The 25967-nt window shown below is 71.4% G+C and carries 20 protein-coding genes; 6 read left to right on the forward strand and 14 right to left on the reverse strand.

Annotation, left to right across the window (positions count from 1 at the left end; translation table 11 throughout):
* Nucleotides 1-124: 124 nt before the first annotated feature.
* Together ABZY12_RS28315 and ABZY12_RS28320 are read left to right on the forward strand one after the other, a co-directional pair.
* Complete coding sequence (locus tag ABZY12_RS28315; protein WP_356895179.1) at nt 125-1261, forward strand: type III polyketide synthase; 1137 nt, start codon at nt 125-127, stop codon at nt 1259-1261.
* Nucleotides 1262-1325: 64 nt separating this feature from the next.
* Entirely contained in the window at nt 1326-2195 is an 870-nt protein-coding gene (locus ABZY12_RS28320; protein WP_356895181.1) for a hypothetical protein, read from the forward strand.
* A 23-nt stretch (nt 2196-2218) separates the two neighbouring features.
* Here ABZY12_RS28320 and ABZY12_RS28325 read toward each other — a convergent pair whose 3' ends face one another.
* The 8 genes from ABZY12_RS28325 to eccE form a co-directional block, all read right to left on the reverse strand.
* A complete protein-coding gene (locus ABZY12_RS28325; protein ID WP_356895183.1) occupies nt 2219-3280 on the reverse strand; it encodes an ABC transporter ATP-binding protein in 1062 nt (353 codons plus the stop codon).
* Nucleotides 3277-4242: an ABC transporter ATP-binding protein gene (locus tag ABZY12_RS28330; RefSeq protein WP_356895185.1), complete on the reverse strand. Its 966-nt coding sequence runs from the start codon at nt 4240-4242 to the stop codon at nt 3277-3279. The genes ABZY12_RS28325 and ABZY12_RS28330 overlap by 4 nt, the downstream gene beginning before the upstream one ends.
* Complete coding sequence (locus tag ABZY12_RS28335; RefSeq protein WP_356895187.1) at nt 4239-5126, reverse strand: ABC transporter permease; 888 nt, start codon at nt 5124-5126, stop codon at nt 4239-4241. Before ABZY12_RS28335 ends, ABZY12_RS28330 begins: the two co-directional genes overlap by 4 nt.
* The gene (locus tag ABZY12_RS28340) at nt 5123-6154 is read right to left on the reverse strand and encodes an ABC transporter permease (protein ID WP_356895236.1); all 1032 of its coding nucleotides are present in this window, start codon (nt 6152-6154) and stop codon (nt 5123-5125) included. The genes ABZY12_RS28335 and ABZY12_RS28340 overlap by 4 nt, the downstream gene beginning before the upstream one ends.
* A 34-nt stretch (nt 6155-6188) precedes the next feature.
* Nucleotides 6189-8036, reverse strand: a complete 1848-nt coding sequence (locus ABZY12_RS28345; RefSeq protein WP_356895189.1) for an ABC transporter substrate-binding protein — start codon at nt 8034-8036, stop codon at nt 6189-6191.
* 179 nt (nt 8037-8215) lie between these two features.
* Nucleotides 8216-11284, reverse strand: a complete 3069-nt coding sequence (locus tag ABZY12_RS28350; protein ID WP_356895191.1) for an SCO5717 family growth-regulating ATPase — start codon at nt 11282-11284, stop codon at nt 8216-8218.
* A gap of 227 nt (nt 11285-11511) precedes the next feature.
* A complete protein-coding gene (locus ABZY12_RS28355) occupies nt 11512-12342 on the reverse strand; it encodes a hypothetical protein (RefSeq protein ID WP_356895193.1) in 831 nt (276 codons plus the stop codon).
* Nucleotides 12342-13661 (reverse strand): type VII secretion protein EccE, encoded by a 1320-nt coding sequence (gene eccE / locus ABZY12_RS28360; RefSeq protein ID WP_356895195.1) that lies wholly within the window; start codon nt 13659-13661, stop codon nt 12342-12344. Before eccE ends, ABZY12_RS28355 begins: the two co-directional genes overlap by 1 nt.
* A 187-nt stretch (nt 13662-13848) precedes the next feature.
* On the opposite strand from eccE, the gene eccB reads away from it, so the two are divergent.
* The 4 genes from eccB to ABZY12_RS28380 all read left to right on the forward strand — a co-directional run bounded on the left by eccB (nt 13849) and on the right by ABZY12_RS28380 (nt 17544).
* A complete protein-coding gene (gene eccB / locus ABZY12_RS28365) occupies nt 13849-15405 on the forward strand; it encodes a type VII secretion protein EccB (protein ID WP_356895197.1) in 1557 nt (518 codons plus the stop codon).
* 13 nt (nt 15406-15418) lie between these two features.
* Nucleotides 15419-16669 carry a type VII secretion-associated serine protease mycosin gene (gene mycP / locus ABZY12_RS28370; RefSeq protein ID WP_356895199.1) on the forward strand — a complete coding sequence of 417 codons (1251 nt, stop codon included), beginning with the start codon at nt 15419-15421 and terminating at the stop codon, nt 16667-16669.
* A 189-nt stretch (nt 16670-16858) separates the two neighbouring features.
* Nucleotides 16859-17197, forward strand: a complete 339-nt coding sequence (locus tag ABZY12_RS28375; protein WP_356895201.1) for a WXG100 family type VII secretion target — start codon at nt 16859-16861, stop codon at nt 17195-17197.
* A 50-nt stretch (nt 17198-17247) separates the two neighbouring features.
* Nucleotides 17248-17544 carry a WXG100 family type VII secretion target gene (locus tag ABZY12_RS28380; protein WP_356895203.1) on the forward strand — a complete coding sequence of 99 codons (297 nt, stop codon included), beginning with the start codon at nt 17248-17250 and terminating at the stop codon, nt 17542-17544.
* A 76-nt stretch (nt 17545-17620) separates the two neighbouring features.
* Here ABZY12_RS28380 and ABZY12_RS28385 read toward each other — a convergent pair whose 3' ends face one another.
* The 6 genes from ABZY12_RS28385 to eccCa all read right to left on the reverse strand — a co-directional run bounded on the left by ABZY12_RS28385 (nt 17621) and on the right by eccCa (nt 25931).
* Entirely contained in the window at nt 17621-17866 is a 246-nt protein-coding gene (locus ABZY12_RS28385) for a DUF397 domain-containing protein (RefSeq protein ID WP_356895205.1), read from the reverse strand.
* A 62-nt stretch (nt 17867-17928) separates the two neighbouring features.
* The gene (locus ABZY12_RS28390; RefSeq protein WP_356895207.1) at nt 17929-19017 is read right to left on the reverse strand and encodes a type VII secretion system-associated protein; all 1089 of its coding nucleotides are present in this window, start codon (nt 19015-19017) and stop codon (nt 17929-17931) included.
* Nucleotides 19014-20762 (reverse strand): putative T7SS-secreted protein, encoded by a 1749-nt coding sequence (locus ABZY12_RS28395; protein ID WP_356895209.1) that lies wholly within the window; start codon nt 20760-20762, stop codon nt 19014-19016. Before ABZY12_RS28395 ends, ABZY12_RS28390 begins: the two co-directional genes overlap by 4 nt.
* Nucleotides 20762-21406, reverse strand: a complete 645-nt coding sequence (locus ABZY12_RS28400; protein WP_356895210.1) for a hypothetical protein — start codon at nt 21404-21406, stop codon at nt 20762-20764. Before ABZY12_RS28400 ends, ABZY12_RS28395 begins: the two co-directional genes overlap by 1 nt.
* Nucleotides 21403-21966, reverse strand: a complete 564-nt coding sequence (locus ABZY12_RS28405) for a hypothetical protein (RefSeq protein WP_356895212.1) — start codon at nt 21964-21966, stop codon at nt 21403-21405. The genes ABZY12_RS28400 and ABZY12_RS28405 overlap by 4 nt, the downstream gene beginning before the upstream one ends.
* Nucleotides 21966-25931 (reverse strand): type VII secretion protein EccCa, encoded by a 3966-nt coding sequence (gene eccCa / locus ABZY12_RS28410; protein WP_356895214.1) that lies wholly within the window; start codon nt 25929-25931, stop codon nt 21966-21968. The genes ABZY12_RS28405 and eccCa overlap by 1 nt, the downstream gene beginning before the upstream one ends.
* Between the last annotated feature and the right edge of the window lie 36 nt (nt 25932-25967).

Raw genomic sequence — 25967 nt, forward strand, 5'->3', positions numbered from 1 at the left:
CGGCCGCCGACGGCACCCGAGTGACTCTCCGTACGCATTTCGTGACGCTCGCGGTTGCGGGGTCGCCGTCGCCGGGTGAGTGTGGCGGCAGTTCACGACGTACCTGATCGAAGGAGCGAGTGTCGTGGTGACTCTGTGCAAACCCGCGGTGGCCGTACCGGAGTACGTGATCACAAGGGAGGAGACGCTCGCTCTCGCCCGTTCGCGACATGCCGATCACCCCCAACTGCCGTTGGCCCTGCGGCTGATCGAGAACACCGGTGTCACTCAGCGGCACATCGTGCAGCCCATCGAGGAGACGCTGAAGCATCCCGGCTTCGAGGAACGCAACACGCGGTACGAGGCGGAGGCGAAGGCCCGGGTGCCGAAGGTCGTCGAGGAGGCCCTGCGCAACGCCGGGTTGCGCCCCGCCGACATCGACATGATCGTCTTCGTGTCGTGCACGGGCTTCATGATGCCCTCACTCACCGCCTGGCTGATCAACACCATGGGCTTCCCCAGCCACACCCGGCAGCTGCCCATCGCCCAGCTGGGCTGTGCGGCGGGCGGCGCCGCCATCAACCGGGCGCACGACTTCTGTGTCGCCTACCCGGACGCCAACGTCCTCATCGTCGCCTGCGAGTTCTGCTCGCTGTGCTACCAGCCCACCGACCTCGGCGTGGGTTCGCTGCTCTCCAACGGGCTGTTCGGCGACGCCGTCGCGTCGGCGGTCGTCCGGGGGAAGGGCGGCACCGGGATCGCCCTGGAACGCAACAACTCCCACCTGGTCCCCGACACCGAGGACTGGATCGCGTACAGCGTCCGGGCCACCGGTTTCCACTTCCTGCTCGACAAGCGGGTGCCGACCACCATGGAGCCGCTGGCACCCGCGCTCCGCGAGATCGCCGACGCGCACGGCTGGGACGCCGGCGACCTGGACTTCTACATCATCCACGCCGGCGGACCCCGGATCCTGGACGACCTGAGTCACTTCCTCGAAGTCCCGCCGGAGGATTTCCGGTTCAGCCGGGCCACCCTCACGGAGTACGGGAACATCGCCAGCGCCGTCGTCCTCGACGCGGTACGCCGGCTCTTCGACGAGGGCGGCCTGCCCGAGGGCGCCCGCGGCATCGTGGCCGGCTTCGGCCCCGGCATCACCGCGGAGATGTGCCTCGGCAGATGGACCACGGCCGCCGTGCCGTCCCTGGAAACCGACCTCAACGCCCGCCGGATCGTCGGCTGCCCGCCCGCGGCGCACCCCGCGCGCACCACGACCACCTGACCGCTCGACCGCTCGACCGCTCGTCCCCCTGGCATCTCTCGCCATTTCGCAAAGGAGACCCGCAATGTCCGTCACCACCCCGCCATCCCTCCGCAAGGCCGTGCGCGGCCCGGCCGCCCTGACCGCGCTGCTCGCCGGCGTGGCCGTCGTCTCCGTGGCCGGAGCACCCGCCCAGGCGTCCGGTGCTCAGAAGGGCCGCGTCCCCATGCACCAGTGCTGGGTCAACGACGTCCCCGCGCCGCCCGGGAACCAGGTCAACGGCACCCCGCACGACGACCACATCTTCTGCGACAGCGACCTGGAAGGCGTCACCGTCTCCGGCGGCGGCGGCCACGACATGATCGAGGTCAGGGGCCTGGTCATCGACTCCGCCCTGATGGGCGGCGAGGGCAACGACGTGATCCGCGCCAAGCACCTGGTGCCGCAGACCACCTTCAGCATGGTCCGGGGCAACCGCGGCAACGACATCATCAAGGTGGCCACCGTGCGCGGCGACGGCGCGAAGCTGGGCGCCGTCGTCCACGGTGACGACGGTGACGACAAGATCACCACCGGTTCGGTCTCCGGTGCACCCGGACAGTTCAACCGCGGCGGCGGAATCGTGACCGGGAACGACGGCGCCGACACCATCAAGACGGGCATCATCGACTTCTCCGCCCGCGTCCTCGGCGGCAGCGAGAACGACACCATCGAGGCCGCCGCCCTGGGTCCGGAGTCCGGTGGACTGATCCAGGCCGGGCCCGGCGACGACAAGATCAGTGGGCACGGAGGGGCGGTCCTGACCGTCGGAGAACACTGGGGAACGGTGGACGCCGGCGTCGGCAAGGACACCTGCCTCGTGAAGTCGGTCTCCACACGGACGTCCATCAGCTCCTGCGAGACCCTGCCCGAGGGAGGCGGCGCGCCGAAGCCCGGCGGGCCCAAGAAGGGCTGACCCGACTCTCTCTGCCGACGGGATCAGCCTCCCGTCCCCCCGCGGTGTGCCACCCAGTGGCACGCCGCGCCCCGCGCCCCGCTGCCGCCGCCGAGCACCGGCAGATCCTCGCCCCGGCAGCGGTCGGCGACCGCTGCCGCCTCGCCCGAGGCGAGGACCTGGCAGCGGGCGTGGAAGCGGCACCCGGAGGGGATGCGGGACGGGTCCGGGGGCTCGCCGGTCAGCACCACCGGCTCGCCCCCGGACTCCGGAAGCACCGACAGAAGGGCGCGGGTGTACGGGTGCTGAGGCGAAGTCAGTACGGACTCCACGGAGCCCGTCTCCACGATCCGCCCCAGGTACATCACCGCCACCCGGTCCGCGATGTTCCACGCGAGACCCAGGTCATGGGTCACGACCAGCGCCGAGAGGCCCAGGTCGTCCCGCAGACGCAGCAGCAGGGCCAGGATCTCACCGCGTACCGAGGCGTCCAGCGAGGCCACCGGCTCGTCGGCGACGATCAGTTCCGGCTCGAGGACCAGGGCGCCGGCGATGACGACCCGCTGGCGCTGGCCGCCGGACAGCTCGTGCGGATAGCGCAGGAAGAAGCGCTCCGGCGGCCGTAGCCCGGCACGCGCGAGGGCCGCGGCGACGGCGGCCCGCTCGTCCCCGTCGTACCCGTGGATCCGCAGCCCCTCCGCCACCGCGTCGTACACCGTGTGCCGCGGATTCAGCGAGCCGCTCGGGTCCTGCAGAACGAGCTGGACCCGTTTCCGGTACGCCTTCAGGGCGCGCGGGGTGTACGACAACGGCTCACCGGCGAAGGTGACCGTCCCGGACGTGGGCGGCACCAGGCCGAGCAGCGAGCGGGCCAGCGTCGTCTTGCCGCACCCCGACTCGCCGACCAGCGCCACGATCTCGCCCTCGCCGATGTCCAGATCCACCCCGTCCACGGCCCGTGCGGCGGGCGCCCCACGCCGCCCGGGGAAGGCGATGTGCAGCCCGGACGCCGCCAGCAGCGGCCGTGCCGGTGCCCCGTCCGAGGACGCCACGGCGTCCGGCGACGCCGTGCCCGACGTCGCCGCGTGCGGATCCAGTGGTTTCATGAGCCGCTCCCGACATGTACGCAGGCCGCCCGGCGCCCCGCGCCCGCCGCCCGCAATTCCTGGTCCTGCTCGCCGCACACCTCCACCGCCACCGGGCAGCGCGGGTGGAACGCGCACCCGCCCGGCAGGTCCGCCGGGTCCGGCGGGTCGCCCGGCAGCCCGCGCGGCGCCCGCCGCGACGCCGGGTCGCCGATCCTCGGGAACGCCGAGGACAGCGCCCGCCCGTACGGGTGCTCGGCGGCGTCGTACACCGCTCGCGCCGGGCCCTCCTCCACCACCCGCCCGGCGTACATCACCGCGAGCCGGTCGCAGGTGTCGGCGAGGACCGCCAGGTCGTGGCTGATCATCAGCAGGCTGATGTCCTCGTCGGCGACCAGCCGCTCGATCAGCCGCAGGATCTGGGCCTGGATCATCACGTCCAGCGCGGTCGTCGGCTCGTCCGCCACGATCAGCCGAGGGTCACAGGCGAGCGCCATCGCGATCATCACCCGCTGGCGCTGCCCGCCGGACAGCTCGTGCGGATACGCGACCGCCCGCGCCGCCGGAAGCCCCACGTGCTCGAGGAGCTCACCGACCCGCTTCCGCGCCGCCGCCGGGGTCGCCCGCCCGTGCACGAGCAGCGGTTCGGCGATCTGGTCGCCGATCCGGTGGACCGCGTTCAGCGAGTGCATCGCGCCCTGGAAGACGATCGACGCCCCCGCCCAGCGCACCGCCCGCAGCCGTCCCCACTTCATGGTGAGAACGTCCTCGCCGTCGAGCAGGATCTCGCCCGTCAGACGGGCGGACGGCGGAAGGAGACGCAGCAGCGCCAGCGCCATCGTCGACTTCCCGCACCCCGACTCGCCCGCGACCCCGAGCTTCCGTCCGGCGCCCAGAGTGAGATCGACCCCCCGTACGGCGGGCACCGCGGCCGCCCCCGACCCATAGGTCACCGACAGGTCGCGGATCTCCAGGAGGCTCAACGCCCCACCCCCAGCTTCGGGTTGAGCACGGACTCGATCGCCCGGCCGCACAGCGTGAAGGCGAGCGCGACCAGCGCGATCGCGATCCCGGGCGGGGCGAGGTACCACCAGTGGCCCGAGGAGACCGCGCCCGCCTCCCGCGCGTCCTGGAGCATGCCGCCCCACGACACCACCGTCGGATCACCGAGCCCGAGGAAGGCCAGCGTTGCCTCGGTGAGGATCGCGGTGGAGATGCCGAGCGTGGTCTGCGCGAGCACCAGCGGTATCACGTTGGGCAGCACGTGCCGGCTCATGATGTGCCCGTGCCCGCCGCCCAGCGCGGTGGCCCGCTCGATGTACGGGCGCGACTCCACCGCGATCGTCTGCGCACGCACCAGCCGGGCCGTCGTCGGCCAGCTGGTGACACCGATCGCCAGGATCACCGTCCAGATCGAGCGGGACATCACCGTCGCCAGCACGATCGCCAGGACCAGCGCCGGCATCACCAGGAACCAGTCGGTGATCCGCATGACGACGGTCGAGAACCAGCCGCCGTAATGGCCCGCGACGATGCCGACGAGCGTCCCGATGGCGACCGAGAGCGCCGCCGCGAGCAGCCCGACGAGCAGCGAGATCCGCGCGCCCCAGATCAGCAGCCCGAGCAGCGAACGGCCGAACTGGTCGGTGCCCAGCGGGAACGTGGAGCTCGGCGACTCCATGGCCGTACCGGGAGCGTTCGTCACCGACTGCACGTCGGCGCCCACGGTCAGCGGAGCGGTCAGCGCGAGCAGCGCGATCAGGGCGAGCCCCGCCAGGCCGTAGAGCCCGGCGCGGTGACCGCGGTACTGCCGCCAGAAGCGGGCCACGGCGTTCTTCCGCCGCGCCCAGGTCAGAGAGGTCGTCATCGGCCCACCCGGGGGTCGAGCAGCGGATAGAGCAGGTCGGCGATCAGGTTCATCACGATCATCGCTCCGGCGAACACCACGAACAGGCCCTGCACGAGCGGCAGATCGGGCACGCTGAGCGCCTGGTAGAACAGCCCGCCCAGACCCGGCCAGGAGAACACCGTCTCGACCAGGATCGAACCGGCCGCCACATGACCGAGGTTGATGAAGACCATGGTGACCGTCGGCAGAAGGGCGTTGGGCACGGCGTGCCGGCGGCGTACGAGGTCGTCGCGCAGCCCCTTCGCCCGCGCCGTCGTCAGATAGTCGCCGCCCATCTCGTCGAGCAGCGAGGAGCGCATGACCAGCAGGGTCTGGGCGTACCCGACGGCGACCAGGGTGAGGACCGGCAGCACCATGTGGTGGGCGACGTCGAGGACGTACGCCAAGCCCGTCTCGCCCGCGCCCGACTCCATGCCGCCGGTCGGGAAGAGCCCGGGGACCGGACCGACGCCGACCGAGAACACGATGATCAGCAGCAGTCCGAGCCAGAACGAGGGCACGGACCACAGCGTCAGGGCGACGCCTGTGTTGACCCGGTCGCCGAGCCCGCCGTGGTGCCAGGCGGAGCGGGTGCCGAGCCAGAGGCCGAGCGCCGAGTAGATCAGCACCGCGACACCGGTCAGCAGGAGCGTGGCGGGCAGCTTCTGCGCGATCAGCTCGCCGACCGGGGCGTGGAACTGGTACGAGGTGCCGAGGTCGCCGCTCAGCGCCTTGGCGCAGTAGTCCGTGAACTGCTGCCACAGCGGCAGATCGAGGCCGAACTGCCTGCGGAGTGTGGCGAGTTGCTCGGCCGAGGTCGGCACGCCGTGTGTCATCGCCTTGACCGGGTCACCGGGGATGATCCGGAACAGGAAGAAGCTGGTGACGAGCACGGCGAACAGCGAGACGGCCGCGCCGCCCAGCTTGCCCGCCGCGTGGCGGAGGTAGCCGAGGGCGGATCCGGTGCGGGAGGCGCCGTCCGTGGCGCGGACCTTGTCGGTCCGCACCACGTCGGCGGGGGTGCCTGCCGTCGTCACGCGACTACTCGCGGTCGTCGGCGGTGGAGCGGCGGCGCACGGCGGCCCAGACGCCGACCGCGACGAGCACGATGAGAGCCGGGCCGATCACCAGCCAGACGCCGGTCGACGAACCGGATTCCTCACCGTCGCCGGAGGCCGCGGGCACGGCCGACCACCAGCTCCAGTAGCCGTCCTGACCGTAGAGGTTGCCGGCGGCCTCCGGCATCGTGGTGATCGACGTGATGTGGTCCGTTCGGTACGCCTCGAGGGCGTTCGGGTACGCCATGACGTTCATGTACCCGGTGTCGTACAGCCGGGACTGCATCTGCTTGACCAGATCCGCCCGCTTGGCGGCGTCGTACTCCGCCGACTGCCGCGCGTACAGCGCGTCGAACCGCGGGTCGCAGATGAAGTTGTCGGTGGCGCCGGTGTCCTTCGGCGTCGCGGGCAGGGTGCCGCAGGTGTGGATCGACAGAACGTAGTCGGGGTCCGGGTTGACCGACCAGCCGTCGAAGGCGAGGTCGTAGTCGCCCTTCGTCCACGGGTCGCCGACGTTGTCGAGGCACTCGACCTTCAGCCCGATGCCGAGCTCGCCCCACCACTCCTGGAGGTACTTGCCGACCGCCTTGTCGTTCGGGTCGGTGGCGTGGCACAGGATCCGGAAGTCCAGCGGCCTGCCGTCCTTGCCGACGCGCTTGCCCTCACCGTTCTTCCGGTACCCGGCCTGGTCGAGGATCCGCTCGGCCTGCGCGGGGTCGTATCCCAGCTTCTGCCCGGCACCCGGCTTCCAGAAGTACTGGCCGAAGCGCGGCGGGATGTAGCCCTCGCCCTCCACGGCGTGGCCCTGGAAGACCTTGTCGACGATCGTGGTCCGGTCCACGGCCAGGAACAGCGCCTTGCGGACGGCCGGGTCGAGCAGCGCCTTGTGACCGTTGCCGAAGGTCTTGCCGTCCTTGGACCGGGCGCCCGGGTTGGTGGCCAGCGCGAAGAAGCGGCGGCCGGGGGCGTCGTTGACCTTGATGTTCTTCGCCGACTTCAGCGCCGCCGCCTGAGCGGGTGTCAGATTCGGTACGAAGGACACCTCACCCTTCTGCAGCGCGGCGACGGCCGCGTCCCCGTCCTTGTAGTACTTGAAGACCAGCTCGTCGAACTTGGGCGCGCCGCGCCAGAAGCCCTTGTTCGGCTTCAGCTTGATGTACTGGTCGACCTTGAAGTCCGTGATGACGAACGGGCCGTTGCCGACGATCGGGAACGTCTTGTCGTTGTTGAACTTCGAGAAGTCGCCGACCTTCTCCCAGACGTGCTTGGGCACGATCGGCACGTCCAGCGCCGTCATCGTCGCCTGCGGCTTCTTCAGCTCGATGACGAGCGTCCGCGGGTCGGGCGCGGTGACCTTCTTGAAGTTGGACGTGAAACTGCCGTTCGCGGTGGCGGCGTTCTCGTCCGTCATCATCTTGTTGAAGGTCCAGGCGGCGTCCTCGGCGGTGGCCTGCTTGCCGTCGGACCACTTCGAGTCCGTGCGGATCGTGTAGGTCCAGGTCAGCTTGTCCGGCGAGGACTTCCACTCGGTCGCGAGGCCCGGGATGGGCTTGGCGTCCTTGGCGTCGTAGTTCGTGAGGTACTCGTAGGCCAGCCGGTGGATGCTGGTGGAGACGAGCTTCTGGGCGAGGAAGGGGCTCAGCGAGTCGATGCTCTGCGAGACGGCGACGGTGAGCGTGGTGCCGCCGCCCTTCGCGTCGTCCTTCGCCGGAGGGGCCGCCTGGGCGGCCTGTGGGACGGCCACCACGGCGGTGGCGGTGACGCCGGCGGCGAGGAGGAGTCGCAGGAGTCTGCCGGGGACGACCGGGCGGGGTGGAACCTTCGTGACCATGACCATGGGACGTGACCTCGCGTCGTGGATCTTGGGGCGCCAACTGGTGAAGCGAAGGTCTATCAGCGGTGGACGGGTGAGTCAACGATGACTCAAACCCCTTGTGGACTGCGGGAATACAAGAAGGCTCCGCCCCGGCGAACCGGTGCGGAGCCTCATTGGTCTACTCCTGTGACGCCTTACTGCTGAGGGGCTGGCGGAGCCTGCGGAGGCGTCTGCGGAGGCTGCTGCGGCCATCCGGAGGGCGGGACATGACCTTGCGCGTCCGCTGGCGGCTGCGGGGCCGCGGGCTGCTGCTGCCAGGCCTGGGGGACGCCGGGCTGCTGCCCCGCCTGCTGCTGCGGATAGGGCTGCTGCGGGGGGTACGGCTGCGGCTGCCCCTGCTGCGGGTACGGCTGCTGCCCCGGCTGGCCCGGCTGTCCGCCGTACGGCTGACCGGGCTGCGGTGCCTGGGGAGCGTACGGCTGTCCCGGCTGCTGCGGATACGGCTGGCCCTGCGACGGGTACGCCTGCGGCTGTCCCGGCTGTCCCGGCATCGGCGGGGCCATGTGCGGTGGCATGCCACCCTGAGCGTCACCGGTCCACAGCCCCTGCGCCTGCTGCGCCCGTACGAAGTCCTCGGCGACCATCGCCGAAAGGTTGAAGTACGCCTCACGGGTCTTCGGCCGCATCATGTCCAGGTCGACCTCGGCGCCCGCCGCGAGATGCTCGTCGAACGGCACCACGACAACCCCGCGGCAGCGGGTCTGGAAGTGCTGCACGATGTCATCGACCTTGATCATCTTTCCGGTCTCGCGAACCCCGGAGATGACCGTGATGGAGCGCTGCACCAGCTCCGCGTACCCGTGCGCGGAGAGCCAGTCGAGCGTCGTCGACGCGCTGGAGGCACCGTCGACGGAGGGCGTGGAGATGATGATCAGCTGGTCGGCGAGATCGAGCACACCCCGCATCGCGCTGTAGAGCAGACCGGTGCCGGAGTCGGTGAGGATGACCGGGTACTGCTTGCCCAGGACGTCGATCGCGCGCCGGTAGTCCTCGTCGTTGAACGTCGTCGAGACGGCCGGGTCCACGTCGTTGGCGATGATCTCCAGACCGGAGGGCGCCTGCGAGGTGAAGCGGCGGATGTCCATGTACGAGTTCAGATACGGGATCGCCTGCACCAGGTCCCGGATGGTGGCCCCGGTCTCGCGCCGCACGCGGCGGCCGAGCGTACCGGCGTCCGGGTTGGCGTCGATCGCGAGGATCTTGTCCTGGCGCTCGGTGGCGAGCGTCGCGCCCAGCGCGGTCGTCGTCGTGGTCTTGCCGACACCGCCCTTGAGGGAGATGACCGCGATCCGGTAGCAGGACAGCACCGGCGTACGGATCAGGTCGAGCTTGCGCTGCCGCTCGGCCTCCTCCTTCTTGCCGCCGAGCTTGAAGCGGGCGGCGGCACCGGGCGTCCGGCTGGACTTGGGCTTCTGCTTGTTGTTGCGCAGCAGCCGGTCGGAGGAGAGCTCCACGGCCGCGTTGTACCCGAGCGGGGCGCCGGGCACGGAACGCTCGCGCTGGTCGTGCGTGACCGCCGTGGGCCAGGCCGCCCCGGTCCGCGGATCCACCCCCGGCTGCCCGGGCTGCTGGGGCACCGGAGCCTGCTGTGCGGGCATCGGCTGCTCGGGCGGCATCTGCCCGGGCACCGGTTGGGCGCCGGGATGCGGGAAGCCGTAACCGCCCTGCGGGGCGGGGGGTGTGCCGGGCTGCTGGGCGGCGGCCGGGTGGGGGAAGCCGTATCCGCCCTGCGGGGCGGGTGCGCCGGGCTGCGGGGCGGCGGGCTGCTGCGCACCGGGGTGGGGGAAGCCGTATCCGCCTTGCGGGGCGGGTGCGCCGGGCTGCGGGGCCCCGGGGTGGGGGAAGCCGTATCCGCCTTGCGGGGCGGGGGCGTTGGTGTCGGGAGCCTGGGCCTGCGGGGGCACCGGCCCCGGCGCGGGCATCGGCTGTCCTGGCTGCGGGAAGCCGTAACCGCCGGGAGCGGCCTGCGGTGGTACGGGCGGCTGGGCGCCCGGCGTCCCCGGGGTGGGCCACGACGCGGCGGCGGGCAGCGGAGCGGCCGGGGGGACCGGCTGGTCACCGGCGGGCGCGGGCCACTGCGGCGCGGACGCGGGCGCCGCAGGCTGGAAGGACGGCGGCAGCGGCGGCAGTCCGGCACCACCCTGCGGGGCGCCGGGGTTCCACGGCTCGGGCGCGGCGGGCGCGATCGGCGCGGCGTCCTGGGGAGAGTCCTCGGGGGTGGCGGGCGCAGCGTCCAGGGGCGCCGGGGCGGCCCCCTCGCCCGTGGACCGTACGGCCGGTTCGGCACCCGGGCTCGCCGCACCGGCCTCGGTGCCTTCCGGCTCCGCGCTGTCGCCGCCTGCGGTCGCGTCCTCGGCCGCAGGGCTCTCGCCCGTGCCGGGCGCCTCGTCATCCGCCGCTCCCGCGGGGCGGTCGCCCGCGGGGGCGGGCTGCTCCGGTGCGGCGGTCGCATCGGCGGTCGCGGACGGGTCCGCGCCCCCCGCGTGGCCGTCGCCGGTCGCCGCGTCGGGCTGGGGGAGGGCCGGGCTCGCGGTGGGCGAGTCCGGTGCGCCGCCCGAGCCGGTCGTCGCCGACGGGTCGGCCTCTGCCGGGCCGTCACCGTCGGACGCGCTCGCGGCAGCTCCCCCCGTCGCCTGCGGCGAGCCGGCGTCGAGACCGGCGGGCGCGCCGCTCGCGGCCGGCTGCTCCGGGGAGCCGCCCTGCTGCGGGGCACGGTCGCCCCCCACGCCCTGGCCCGCGGCCGTGTCGGCGGTCTCGGTCCGGCTGTTCTCCGCGCGCTCGGCGATCTCCGCCATCTCGCGCTTCAGCGTCGCGGGGGAGAACCGCATCGTCGCGCCGCTCTCCAGGTCCCCGCCACCGAACGACCCTCCGTCCGCCGGAGCGGCGGGAGCGGGAATCGGAGCCGAAGCCGGGGGCTCCGGAGTGGCGGCCGGAGCCGAAGGCGCGGCCGGAGCCGGAGCCGGCGTCCACTGAGGTTCGAAACCGCTGCCCGCCGGAAGCCCCGGCACGGCAACGGGCGCGCCTGTCGGCGGCGGTGGGGTCACGCCCCCCGCGCCCCCGCTGCCCGACGCGTTCTGCGTGTACCAGGCCGGAGGGGTGTAGTCGATGGTGAACTCACCCGTAATCTCGGCGGGATCCGCGTCGGACTGATCATCGACGGGCGGATTCCAGCCCCCGTGGATCTCGTCCCGATCGCCGTTCACTTTGCCTCCTGGTGTGGTCGCGCACCCTTGTGCCGTCGTGGGCGGGCCCCTCCCACCCTAATCGCCAACAGTGTCGATGGGGCAGGGCGGACAACCCGTCCCCGCCCGTCCGATAGGTCACGTCTCGCCCCCAAGTGACCTGCCCCCACCGCAGAGTGAACGCCCAGGTGATCGAATGGCGATTCAAATCGGCACATAAACGGACGGACTTGAATAGTCGCGTGTGCTCAGTCCATGCGCCGCGCGCTGCCCAACAATCCGGTCTCGGCATCCGTCGCCTGGGTCATCACGAACTGACGGTCACTCGGCGTACACCACAGCGTCACCCCGTCGGCGAGCGTCGACAAGGCCTCGGACTCCGCACGCGGGATGCCCATGATCCGGCCGATCTGCGCGGCCTCGTCCGGAGACACCCGCTGCACGCCGACCAGTGAGGACTTCTCCAGAAGACGCGGCGCCACCGGGCTCAGATAGGGCAGCAGCGTCACCACCGACTGCCAGGGGCCCGAGACGACTCGGCCGCGCGGCGGCCGCATACCGCAGTCCCGCACCACGACCACCGGGCTGCCGGCCGAGGCGCCCTGCGGCGGGACCCGTCCGACATCGTGCAGCGTGACGCACGGCTGACCGCCGCCCGCGGCCTGCGCGAGCGCCGTCCACGCCGGCGCACGGCCTGTCTCCACGGCGACCCGCGCCCCCGTCGCGGCCGCGCGCAACGCCATCACCTGCGCCGTCCACAGACCGCCGATGAGCGTCACCTCGTACGGCGTGGGCCGGTTGATGCCCAGGACCGCGGGCCGGCCCTCCGCGTCCACGCCGATGACCATGCCGTCGTCGCCGACCGGCAGGCCGAGGGCGCCGAGTTGCTCCAGCGGCACCGCGTGGCGGTCGCGGCGCGGCCCGATGAGCCCGAACCCGAACCGCGGCTTGGCGGCCCGTCCGGCTCCCCGGCCCGACCGGCCGTGCCGTCCGGCACCCGTACCCGCACCAGGCCCCGTACCCATGGAACCCGTACCCGTACCCATGGAACCCGTACCCGTGGAAGAAGAGAAGGACATCAGCGCGCACCTCCCAGCGGCAGCGAGGCCAGCATGCCGGGCCCCTGTTCGCGGTCGAGCCGCACCAGACCCGTCTTCACCCCGCGTGCCGCCCGCTCCAGTTCGTGCCGGGCCGCCACCAGCTCCTCGTCGCTCCGCCCGGTGATGCGCACATGGCCGGTCACCGTCACCTCCTGACGGTCACCGCCGCTCAGCGTCAGACTGAACGTCGTCGCCAGCGCCGGCAGCGAGGTCAGCAGTGCGATCAGCTGCGGCATCGACGCCCCCGCGCCCCCGCCCGCGCCACCCAGCTGGGGCCAGCGCCCCACCCAGTACGTCGTGTGCCGCCGGTCGTCCACCCGCCAGGTCCGCGCGGTCTCCTGGGTCCGGCGGGCCTGCGCCTGACCGCGACCGGCCTGCGCTATGGCCATCGGGCTCGCGCACGTCGACGTGGCGATCGCCCCCGTCAGCTCCTGCTCGGTGAGCACCGTCGCCCGGAACCCGGCGCCGGCCAGCCGGCTCGCCAACTGGTCCGCCGCCCGCACCACACACTTCTGCGCGCCCTCCATGCCGCCACCGCGCGCGGCGACCGCCTCCGGGCACAGCTCCGGGTCCAGCTTCAGCGCGACCCAGGTGATCCGCAGCGCGGGCGAACCCGTCTGCGCCTGCAGCGGCGCGTAGTTGCGTGCCGCCATCGACTGCGCCGGCAGATGCGGCGCGGGCGCGGGCTGGGTGTGCTGCACGACCTGCGCGGACTCCAGCCGGATGCCGTCGACCTCCAGCACGTCCCGTACCAGCGCGACGGGCAGCGGCCGCGCCGAGCGGTCCGGGCGGAGCGCCGTGCCGTCCGACTCGACCCGCACCACCACGGTGAGGAACGTGCCGTCACCGATCATCCCGACCGGCCGGCGGTCCCGGTCGCTGTACGTGTAGGTCCGCAGCGCCGGATCGCACTCCACCACCGGCGCGAGACCCGGCTCCGTGCCCTCCGGCACGGTGAGCGAGGCGGCCCGGCGCGTCCGCGCGCGCAGGGCGAGATAGGTCCCGAGCCACTCCGGCATCGACCGGCGGTGCCGGCGCACCACCGCGAGCAGCACCAGCAGCGCCGCGACCACACCCGCCGGGACCAGCAACAACGGCTCGACGACCCACGCCACGAGCAACAGCGCCGCCGCGACCTCGATCAGCACGAGCTGTTGCAATCGGAACGATCCGAAGTGTCCCGGGCGTGCCTGCAGCCGTGGTGCCACCGACGCCGGGGCCCCGCCCTGCGGCTGCGCCGCGGGCGCGGAGGAGGGTGCGGCCGCCGCGGGCCGCGTCCGCGTCGCGGATGCCATCATGGAGAATCCCCCCAATTCGTCCCGATCACCCTGGCCCGCCAGGGCTTTGGCGGCTGGATCACCCTACCCGCCCCACACGCACTGCCGGACAGCAGGCATAGTAGGGGGCCGGTCCGACAGCCGGAGCCCGGGTGCCATGCTCCCCGGTCTCCCGTGTGAAGACTGCGTCTGACGAATATGGGGACTCATGGCATCACGGCGGGATGAGCTCAACGCGTACACCTTTGCGAAGAAGCGCACGGTGGCCGCATTCCTCCAACCTTCGCCCTCGGGTACGGAGGAGGGGGCGCCGAGGCCGCTGCGCGCGGTCGTCCCCGGCCTGATCGTCGGCGCGCTGGTGCTCGCCGGTTTCGGGGCCTGGGGCATGTTCAGCCCCAAGGCGCCCAAGGGCTGGGACAAGCCGGGCACCAAGGTGATCGTCGGCAAGCAGTCGACCACCCGCTATGTCGTGCTCTCCACGGGCAAGGGCAAGAACAAGAAGACGCTGCTGCACCCCGTCCTCAACCTCGCCTCCGCCCGGCTGCTGCTCACCCCGCAGGAGTTCGCGGTCATCCAGGTCGACGACTCCACGCTCGACAAGGGCGATCCGCCGCGCGGACCGATCCTCGGCATCCCCTACGCGCCCGACCGGCTGCCGGCCGCGGGCGAGGCCGGCAAGGCCAAGCGCTGGGCCGTGTGTGAACAGCCCGGCGGCGGCGCCGGAGGCAGCGTCCAGAAGGCGACCTTCGTCTTCGCGGAGCGGGACTTCCACCGCACCGAGGGCAAGGGGCAGAAGCTCGCCGACGGACAGATCATGTACGTCAAGGGCCAGAAGGACAGCGCCCGTTACCTCGTCGACCACACCGGTACGAAGTACCTGGTGCCCGGCACGCCCGACGAGTCCGCCGGCCTCACCACCGCCCTCGTCGGCCTCCACAAGGAACCGCAGTCCGTCACCGACGACTGGCTCGCCACCCTGCACACCGGCAGCCCGGTCGAGTTCCCGCAGGTCCCCGGCAAGGTCGGCGACGCGGCGGGCATCGGCGGCGGCCTGACCAAGACCGAGGACCGGGTGGGCATGGTCCTGATCGCCCAGACCGGCTCCGGACCGCAGCACTACGTGGTGCTGCCCGGGAAGGTCCAGCCGGTCTCCGAGTTCACCGCCTGGCTGCTGATCAACTCCCCGCAGACCGACACCCTCGACATGGACGGCCAGGCCACCGCCGTCGACGCCGCCTCCTTCGTCCCGGACGCCGCCACCTTCGCCGCCCAGTACCGCTGGCCGACCCGCAAGTCCACCCAGGTCAACGCCGTCGGCGGCGCGGGCGCCCGGGACACCGTGTGCAGCGTCCTCAACAGCGTGGACGACAAGGGCAGGACCACCCTGACCACCTGGGCCGGTACGAAGTACCCGGCCGAGATCACCGCCGGCGGCACCAGCACCTACGTGACGCCCGGCAGCGGCCTGCTCTACACCCAGGTCCAGGGCAACCAGACCAAGCCCGACGGCTCGCTCTTCCTGGTCACCGACACCGGCCTGCGCTACGCGGTCCAGGCGAACGGCGACAGCGACGCCGCGCGCTCCGACATCGGAACGGGCGACCAGGACAAGCAGACCGACGGCCGCCCGGAACCGAGCGAAGCACAGACGCGTCTCGGCTACGAGAAGGTCACACCGGTCCTCGTCCCGATCACCTGGTCGGAGTTCCTGTCCAAGGGACCGCGACTCGACACCAACAGCGCGCGTCAGCCGCAGGGTTCGTAAGGGGGTGGCACCGGTGACGTACCGAACGGCGGCCCTCCTCACCGCCACCGTCCTGACGGGCCTGCTCGCCGCCCCGCCGGCCGCCGTCGCGGCCGAGGAACCGCGAGAGCTGTCCGTCGACGGCAGCGGCGAGTGCACCTTCCCGATGAAGAAGCAGATCGAGGGCATCCCCTGGTCGCTCCAGCGAGTCCTCCTCGACGAGCTCTGGCAGGACACCAAGGGCAAGGGCATCCGGGTCGCGGTCATCGACACGGGAGTCGACGACGTCAACCCGCAGCTGGAGACCGCGGTGGACGCCAAGGCCGGCAAGGACTATCTGAAGCCCGACAAGAACAACCCGGGCCCCGGCGACGAACAGCGCGGCAAGACCGACGGCACGGTCGACCTGGTCGGCCACGGCACCAAGGTGGCCGGCATCATCGCCGCCCGCCCGCGCCCCGGCACCGGCTTCGTCGGCCTGGCCCCCGAGGCCACGATCATCCCGATCCGCCAGAACGACGAGAAGAACAGCGGCAAGTCCGACACGATGGCGCAGGCGATCGACCACGCCGTCGCCAAGGGCGCCCATGTCATCAACATCTCGCAGGACACCACCCAGCCGCTGAGCCCCGACTCCGCGATGGGCAGGGCGGTGGCCCGCGCGCTGAAGGCGAAGGTCGTCGTCGTCGCCTCGGCGGGCAACGACGGCATGGACGGCAAACTCAAGAACACCTATCCCGCGGCCTTCCCGGGCGTGCTGGCCGTCGCCTCCTCCGACCGAAACAACGAACGGGCCGTGTTCTCCCAGTCCGGCACCTTCGTGGGCGTCGCGGCGCCCGGCGTCGACATGGTCTCCACCGTCCCCGGCGGCGGCCAGTGCGTCGACAACGGCACCAGCTTCTCCGCCCCGTACGTCTCCGGGGTCGCGGCCCTGCTCCGCGCCAAGTACCCCGACTGGACCCCCGCCCAGATCGTCGCCCGCATCGAGCAGACCGCCGTACGGTCCGTCAACGGTCGTGACAACCACGTCGGTTGGGGCGTCGTCGACCCGGTCAGGGCGCTCGCCGACGGAGCCGTACCGCAGAACGCCCCCACGCCGGACCCGGGCCCGCCCAAGCCACCCGCGCCCGAACCGGCCCACCTGGCGCTGACCGAGACGCCGCAGGAGCGTACCGAACGACTCGCCACCTATGCCCTCGGCATCGGTGGTGTGCTGGTGGCGGTGGTCGCCGGGACCGCCACCGTGATCCGCGACAGCAGGCGCCGTCACGGAGCCGCCCGGTGAGCCGATTCGCCAAGTACCAGTTCGGTCCTTTGCAGTTGGAACTGTCGTACCAAATGGCTAGAGTGGCGGTCGGGGACACGGCAGTGCAGTGACCCAGCACGGGGGCGGCATCAAGAGATACCCGTCCGTATCACGACCGGAGGGCCCGACGGCAGAACCGTCGACGCCACCGAAGGAAGAAGGGGCAAGATGTCGAAAGACCTGAACGTAACCAGTGCCGAACAGATCAAGCTCGCCGGCCGGATCCAGGACTTCCACGACGAGCTGCAGGCACGCATCACCTCGCTCAACGGCGTCGTGGACCGCATTCAGGCCGGCTGGCAGGGTGCGGCCAGCAAGGAGTACGACCGGGTCCAGAACGACCTGAACCTGCGCCTGCGCAACATGCGCGTCGAGCTGGTCAAGCTCGAAGAGGTCATGCGGATGAGCGCGGACGGCTTCACGCGCGAGGAGGAGGAGCGTATCCGGTCCTTCCGCAAGATGGACGACAGCGGCAGCGGCCAGAGCGCCATCCTCGGCATGGCCTGATCCTTCGGGCCGGACTCTCCTTCACGTCTCTCATTCCAGGAGCCAAGAACATGACCACTGCCGTCAATTACGACACCGTGACGCAGGCGGCGGGCGACGTCCGCCTCACCTCCACGCAGCTCAGCCAGAAGCTCGAGGACCTCATGGCCGAGGTCAACCGCGTCGCATCCAACTGGGAAGGTGAGGCGAAGATCGCGTACCGCGAGAGCCAGGACCGTCTCACCCGCGACATGGCCGGCATGAACCAGGACCTGATGCGCATCGCGCAGCTGCTCGACGAGTCCGTCATCGGCTACCAGGACACCGACAAGGGCAACGCCGCCAGGTTCCGCATGAACATGGGCTGAGACGCCGACGACACACGTGAGGGGGTGGTCCGCCGTTCGGCGGGCCACCCCCTCACGCGTATGCCTGGAAGCGGTCCTAGCGGAGATCGAACTCCCCGTCGCGCGCCCCGAGTACGAAGGCGTCCCACTCTGCCTTCGTGTACCGCAGCACCGTCTCCTTGTCGAGCGAGGACCGCATCGCCACCGCCCCCTCGGGCAGATACGCGATCTCCACCCGCTCCTCGTCCGGAGTCGTCCCAGGGGCGCCGTGCCACTCGACGCCCGAGATGTCGAGCGCGTAGAGCTCTTCCTTCTGACGTTCCTTCTCACTGGCGTCGGCCATCGGCGCGATCCTTATCTGTGCTGTGCACGAGCCCGGTGCGGTGGACAAGCTTGTGGATCAGCCTAGTGGCCGAGCCGCTCCGCCGCGGCCCGTACGTCGGAGACGGGAACCCGCACGGAGACCCGACCACCGGGGTTGAGCTTGAGCGTCAGATCGGGCGGGAGCAGCCGGGCCAGCTCCGCGCCGTTCACCGGGCGCAGCCGGGGCACGTGCGCCGGAGCGTGATCCGGGTGGGTGAGCACCGGGACGAACCGGCCTTCGGCGTCCGTGTAGACGGCGATGTCCTCGCCCTCGTCCGGCAGGTACACCGTCGCCGCCGCGAGCGCCCCGGGGACCGCCTCGTCGGGTCCGTGCCCGCTCGCCGCGAGCTGCAGGGACGCGTCCACCGGGTCGGTCGGCCGCGGCCAGCCCAGAGTCACGGGGGAAGGGCGGTAGTTCGGGTTGTGCTGGAAGGCTCCGGGCTCTCCCCGCGCGTCCACCTGCCAGGCCCCGATCACGGCGAAGGGAGGCACCTCCCCGGCCGGGTCGTACATCGGGTCGATCGAGTACAGCCACGTGTCCGGCGCCCGCCGCGCCTGCGCCCGCAGCTCCGCGGTGAGCTCCGGAACGGGCCGCTCCGCTCCCTGGAGGCGAGGCGGCTGCGGCGGGACCTGCGACTGCCGCTGGACCTGTGCCTGTGACTGTGCCTCGGGTTGGGCGTGTGCCTGGGCACGCCGCTCCGCCGCCCGGCGGTCCCACTCGTCCATGAGCCTTCGGTAGGCGGCCTCCTGCTGCTCGACACTCAGCACGCTTTCGACCGGAGCGTCGTCGAAGAGACCGACCGTCTTCTCGGGATCGGCGGGCTCACCGGGCTTCAGCACATACGCCCGGTCGCTCCCGCTGCCGGCCAGCATTCCGCTCTGCCGCACCTCCGCCCGGGCCCCGTTGACGGCCAGCAGCCAGCCACTGCCCTCCAGACGGAGCCGTGCGTCGCGCAGCGCCCCGGACAGGTCTCTGCCCCGGGCCGACGCCGATCCCCACGGCCCGGTCGCCTCGACGCCGTACGGCATGGCCGCCGCGTCGTCGATCCACCACCGCACGGTGCACCGCACCAGCTCGGTGCCGCGCACGGCGGTGGCGTCGTCGCGGCTGCCCAGCAGCCTCTCGCTCATTGCGTCCATCCAGGGGGTAGCAGACTGTTCGGTGGCGCGGGGGGCGGCGGGGAAGTCGAGCCGCCGGCCCCGGCATGGGGGTTGTAGTGCGGATTGGGCGTGTACTGCGTCGTCCCGTCGGGAAGTTTCTCCCAGGCGCCCTTGATGTTCTCCGTCCGCACGCCGCCCGGGAACGCGATCTCCTTCTCATTGGCGAAGATGTTGTCCGGAATGGACGCGTTGACATCGATACCACCGGGAGCGTCGATGTCGTACCGGTAGCGCGACCCCCAGCCCAGATCGGGGTCGCGGGTGGTGCCCACGTAGACCGAGTGGTCGTTGTTCCGCACATAGCCGTCGAGATCGGTGTTGTGGTTGTTCCACGGCTTGAACCCGTCCCGGAAGATCTCGTCCGGCGCCCGGTCGTCGTTGCGCCACAGCGGCTCGTCCGTCGTACGCCACTGCGCGTGGTCCGGGATCTTCGAGACGTCGACGGACCGGTCGGCGGCCGCATGCAGCTTGTCGTGGACCGTGGGCGGGTGACTCGGCGGATCCGGGACCCGCTGGGCCGGAATGTCGTCGAGCCCCTTGCGCGCCGCGTTGTCGAGAGCCGCCTCCGCACCCTCCTTGACGCCGACCCGGATACCGGTACGGACGGTGCCCAGGCCCTTCGTGCCGAGGATCTCGGGAAGCAGCCGCCCGATGCCCTCGCTCGGGTCCTTCTTGAAGGAGTCGATCAGGGCGCCCGGGACGCGCTCCGGATGCGCCGCGGTGGACACCAGGCCGGCCAGCGTCATGTTGACGTTCTGCATGTACTGCGCCGGGTGCGTGATGTTGTACGGGTCCAGAGGGTTCAGGCCCCGGGCGAAGTTGAGGATCCCCGCCGTCCCCTTGATCACGCCGCCGGCGACGTGCAGGGTCTCGACGTTGAGCGCGCCGTAGGCGTCGACGGCGTTCGACGCGAGACGGTTCGAGGCCGGCGGCTCCTGTGGCGCGTGCGCCAGCGCCGCGCGTACCGCCTTCTCCGCGGCCGACGCGGCCTCGTCGCGCTGGCGCCGGGCCTCCTTGAGGGTCTCCTGCGCCTGCTCCCGCTCCGCCTTGCCCGGATCGGTGAAGGGCTCGGGCCGCGGACCGGGGTCCCTGCCCTCCTTCACGGCCGCGTTGTAGGTGTCGACCTTGCCGTTGTAGGCGTCGACGGCCTTCTTCGACGTCTCCTCGCCGCGCTTGTACAGCTCGATGGCTTCCTTGGCCTTCCCCTGGGCCCAGACCACCGTCTCCGCGTACCGCGTGAGCGCGCTGCCCGCCGTCTCGCACGCGTCGGCGGCATGCAGCCACTTGGTCGGTTCCATCGCCAGCTTGGCGCGGAAGGCGTTCCCCGACTCGCCCTTCCAGCCGCTCGAGTCGAGCGTGCGCATGCCCCGGCCCACCTGGTCGAACGCCCGGTGGAAGTCCCTGAGATGGGCGGCCACCTCCCGGAGCTTGTCCGGCTTGCCGTGGATCAGCTCGTTGGCCTCCTGGGTCTGGCCCAGCTGCTGCTCGCCGACCGAGGCACCGAGGCTGGAGGCGGTGTCGTCGCCCCAGTCCGTGACCTTGTCGGCGATGCCCTCGGCGCCGACGCGCTCCAGGCCCTCGCCGATCAGATCGGTGCCCTTGTCGATGCCGGTGCCGATGACCTTCTTGCCGGCCTCCACACCGTCCTCGATGGCGCCGAGACCGCTGTCGAGCAGGTTCTTGCCGCCGCTGACGATTCCGCCGAAGTCCACCATCAGGGCTGCCCACCCTGCTGCTCGGCGGCCTTCGCCCGTTCCTCCGGCGAGGGTCCGAATGCCTCGCGCATCCCGGTGTCCATCTCGTCACGCAGTCCTGCCGCGTCGATGATCCTGTTGGCCGGGACCACTCCGGAGGTCGACACGTCCCAGGCGGTGTCCTTCCACGCCTGCTCGCTGTTCTCCCGCGCGGTGTCGAAGGACTCCTGGCTGTAGTCGGCGTCACGGATGTGCGTGAACGTGTTGCTCGACAGCACGTCGCCCCAGCCCTTCTGGGTGATCTCGTCCTCGGTGGCGTACGGATTGCCCATCGCGGAGTTCGTCAGCACCTTGAAAGCGCCGGAGATGTACTGCTCCTGCTCGTGGAAGACACCCGCCGAAAGCCCCGTCAGTTCGGCGAAGAGAGTGCCCTTCTGCACCAGGGAGCGCACACCCCACTCCCATCGTTCGCAGTACGTCTTCATGGCGCCGGTCAGCCCGTCGTGCCCCGTCTCCATGCCCGAGAGCTGGAGGTCGGAGAACCCGCGTCCCATGCTCGCCTCGCCCACCATCCCGAGCTCCTTGAGCTCCGAGAGGGTGCCCGTGATGCCCTTGGTGATCTGGGCGAGCGCCTCCTGCGACGCCGCGAGATCCGGATCCGTCACGGCCTACGGCCCCCTTGTCCGTCCACGTCGACCGCCACCCCGTCGGGCACGATCCCCTGCACCGGCGGGAACACGGCCCCGCCGGGACTGCCGGCGTCCAGCGCCACCCCGCACGGCGAGGCGGCGGTGGGCACCACATCGTCCAGCAGCCGGGAGCCCAGGACCCGGCGGTACGTCCACTCCCCGGTCTCCTCGCCGCGCGCCTGCGCGAACCGCGCGAGCGCGGCCTCGTCGGAGAACGCGCAGATCCAGGCGATCCCTCCGAAGTCCGCGGTCCACAGCCCGCCCGCGGTGTCCATCGGCACGAGGACGGCCGAGGAGCGGAAGTGCGCCAGCCGTTCGAGGACGGCCTCGCGGGCCGCCCCGGCCGCGGCGGCGTCGAGGGGCGCCTCCGCGCCGGCCCGGGTCGTGGCGGCGTCGAGGGCCGCCTCCCCGCCGGCTCCGTCGGGGGCGACGGGGCCCGGCGCCTGGTGGCCGCGAGGCGGCGCTCCCGCCGAGCCCTTGAGCACCCGCTCGGCGGACTCGCCCCGCACCTGTCCCCACAGTTCGTCGAAACTCATCAGTCTCCCTGGTGCCGGTCCGGCAGCCAGCCCAGCTGCACCAGCGGGTTGCCCCGCTTGCGGGAGACGAACGTGCCACGCCCCGGCGGCATCGGCCGGGCCCGGACGCTGCCCAGGATGTCGCCCTCACCCGGGTCACCGGAGAGGATGACGCCCTGCGCGCCCAGCTCCTTCGCGCGCTGCATGAAGGGCTCGTACATCGCCCTCGACGCGCCCGCGGCGCTGCGCGCCACGATGAACCGGATCCCGACGTCCCGCGCGAACGGCAGGTTCTCCACCAGGACCTGCAGCGGATTCCCCGAGTTCGTGGCCACCAGCTCGAAGTCGTCGATGAGGACGTACAGCTGCGGGCCGGTCCACCAGCTGCGGTCACGCAACTGCTGCGGGGTGATGTCGGGCTTCGGGGCCCGCTTCGTCATCACCGTGTTGATCGCTTCCATGTGCATCTGCATGGCGGACGCCATCGGCGCGTACTCCAGCAGATGCGACGGCGCGACCGCCTCCAGCATCGTGCGCCGGTAGTCGCCGACCACGATCCGCGCCTGCTCCGGCGTGTACCGCTCGCACAACTGCTTGGCGATCAGCCGCAGCAGCCCGGTCTTGCCGGACTCGCTCTCGCCGAAGATCAGGAAGAACGGGTCCGTCTCGAAGTCGACGAACACCGGCTCCAGGTTCGTCTCGTCGATACCGATCGCGATGCCGTGCTGCGGGTACTCGAAGCCCTTCGGCAGCCGCTCCGCCGGCAGCCGCCGCGGCAGCAGCCGTACGGCGGGGGCGGGAGCGCCGGTCCAGCCGCTCTTCACCGCCTGTACGAACGCCGCCGTGCCCTCCGACAGGTCCACCGACGAACTCGCCCCGTCGATCCGCGGCAGCGCGCCCATGAAGTGCAGCTTCTCCGGCACCTGGCCGCGTCCCGGCACACCCGCCGGGACGTTGGCCGCCACCTTGCGGTCGAACTCCGAGTCCATGACGTCACCGAGCCGCAGCTCCAGACGCCCCAGCATCTGGTCCTTCAGCGCGGCGCGCACCTCCATGTAACGGGCCGCGGTGATCACCACGTGGATGCCGTAACCCAGACCGCGCGCGGCGATGTCGGAGACGACCGGCTCCAGCATGTCGTAGTCGTTGCGGAAACCGCCCCAGCCGTCGATCACCAGGAAGACGTCCCCCCAGGCCTCGCCCGGCAGTTCGCCCGCGGCCCGCTTGCGGCGGTAGGTGGCGATCGAGTCGATGGAGTGCGACCGGAAGAACTCCTCGCGCCGGTTCAGCACGCCCAGGACCTCCGCGACCGTCCGGCGCACCCGCTCCGGGTCCAGCCGCGACGCGACGCCGCCGACATGCGGCAGGTCCGCCAGCGACACCATGCCGCCACCACCGAAGTCCAGCGCGTAGAACTGCACTTCCTGCGGGGTGTGGGTGAGCGCGAACGACGAGATCAGCGTCCGCATCAGCGTCGACTTGCCGGACTGCGGACCGCCGACCACCATCATGTGGCCCGCCGCACCGGAGAAGTCCCGGTACAGCACCTCGCGCCGCTGCTCGAACGGCTTGTCGATGAGACCCAGCGGCACGGTCAGACCGCCCGGACGCGTGTACTCCGTCGCCGTCAGACCGCGGTCCGCGGTCTGCGCCAGCCCCGGCAGGAGCTGGTCGAGCGAGGGCGCCTGGTCCAGCGGCGGCAGCCACACCTGGTGGGCGGGAACACCCTGCCCCTCCAGTCGGCGCACGATCACGTCCAGGACGGTGTCCGCGAGGGCGTCGTCCTCCTCCTCGCGCCGCGCCGTCAGATACGCCGGGTCCGGCGCCGCGTACACCACCGGCACCGGCGAGGCGGTGAAGACCGCCGGCCGACGCTCGATCGGCAGCTGTCCGGCCGTGAGCCGGGGCCCGCCGGTGCGGTACGTACCCGACACGTACGCCGCCTTGAAGCGGGTCATCTCGTCCGTACCGAACTTCAGATAGCCCGAGCCCGGCACCGACGGCAGGTGGTACGCGTCCGGGACACCGATCGCCGTACGCGACTCGGCCGCCGAGAACGTCCGCAGACCGATCCGGTACGACAGGTACGTGTCCAGGCCCCGGAGCTTGCCCTCCTCCAGACGCTGCGAGGCCAGCAGCAGATGCACACCCAGCGAACGGCCGATGCGGCCGATCTGGATGAACATGTCGATGAAGTCCGGCTTGGCCGTGAGCAGTTCGGAGAACTCGTCGATGACCAGGACCAGCGAGGCCAGCGGTTCGAGCGGCGCACCGGCCGCTCGGGCCTTCTCGTAGTCGTGGATGTTGGCGTAGTTGCCCGCCGAGCGCAGCAGCTCCTGCCGGCGCTGGAGCTCACCGCGGATCGCGTCGCCCATGCGGTCGACCAGCGTCAGATCGTCGGCCAGGTTGGTGATGACGGCCGCGACGTGCGGCATCTGCGACATGCCGGCGAAGGTGGCACCGCCCTTGAAGTCCGCGAGGACGAAGTTCAGCGTCTCCGAGGAGTGCGTCACCGCCAGACCGAGGACCAGGGTGCGCAGCAGCTCCGACTTTCCCGAACCGGTCGCGCCCACGCACAGTCCGTGCGGGCCCATGCCCTCCTGCGCGGCCTCCTTGAGGTCCAGCATGACCGGCTGGCCGTCCTCGCCGACACCGATCGGCACCCGCAGCCGCTCGGCCACCGAACGGGGCCGCCAGGTGCGCGCCACGTCCACCGACGCCGCGTCGCCGAGGTTCAGCAGATCCGTGAAGTCCAGGTTGGCGAGCAGCGGTTCGTCGTCGTCCCCGCCGCCCATCCGCAGCGGCGCGAGCTGCCGGGCCAGCGCCTCGGCGGCCGGCAGCGAGATCCCGTCCGGCACACCCTCGTACGCGAAACCGCCGCCCGACTCCAGGCGCAGCCGCCCCGGCCGTACCACCACCGACAGGCCACCACGCGGCTCGTCGAGTTCACCGGAGACCACCTCGACGATCGTCACGCCCTGCAGGCCCTCCGGCGCCGCGAACAGCGAGTCCGGCGGCACCATCCCGCCGTCCAGGACGACGACGACATGCGGCTGGTCGAGCACCGGCTGGTTGTCCCGGCTGAACCGCGGCCGCCCGTCGAGCCGGGAGCGGATCATCTGCTCCAGCTCCCCGAGGTCGTCGCCGAACAGGCGCTTCGTGCCCGCCCCGTCGACCTGCCCAGGTACCTGCGTGTGCGGCAGCCACTTCGTCCAGTCCCAGCGCTCCTGCGCGCCCCGCGCCGCCACCACCGCGACCATCAGGTCGTCGGGGGAGTGCAGCGTCACCAACTGCGCCACCAGACCGCGCGCCGCCGCCTGAGCCGCCTCCGGCTCACCGGAGACCGTCACGTGGTAGAAGGCCCGCATCGAGACCGCCATCGGCAGCCCGTCCAACGAACCGTGCACCGCGAGGAACTGCTGCATCGCGCCCGCGCACAGCGGCTCCAGCTCGTCCACCGGAGCCGTGTCCGGCGCCACCAGCGGCGTGGACAGCTGCTGGGCGCCGAGCCCGATCCGTACCTGGGCGAAGTCCTTGTCGCCCACCCGGCGTTCCCACACCCGCGAGCCCTCGGCCACCACGGACCACAACTGCTCGGGCGAGGGGTGCAGATACAACTGCGCGTCACGCTGCTTGCGCGCCGTGCGCCGGACCGTACGCCGGGTCTGCGCGAGGTATTTGAGATAGTCGCGCCGGACATCGGCAATTTGCCCCTGCGTACCCTTCCGGAACCGCACGAGCTGCGCGACGAGCATCGCGACCGTCGACACCAGCATCAGGATGCCCATGATGCGCATGAACGGATGCGCGCCCGGCATGAAGAAGAACACCACCGACGAACCCATGCCGAGCATCGGCAGGAGCTGCATCAGAATGCCCTCCTGCTGACCCCGCGGCAGTTCGGGCGGAGACTCCAGGACCAGTTCCTCGCTGGGTACTTCCGGAGGAAGGGACCTCGGCGGGCGTTTGACGACGATCTGGCTCACCGGCGCATCAATCCCTCGTTACGGGCGGACTTCGTG

It is taken from the genome of Streptomyces sp. NPDC006551 (assembly GCF_040611675.1).
In the GTDB taxonomy this organism is placed as follows: Bacteria; Actinomycetota; Actinomycetes; order Streptomycetales; family Streptomycetaceae; genus Streptomyces.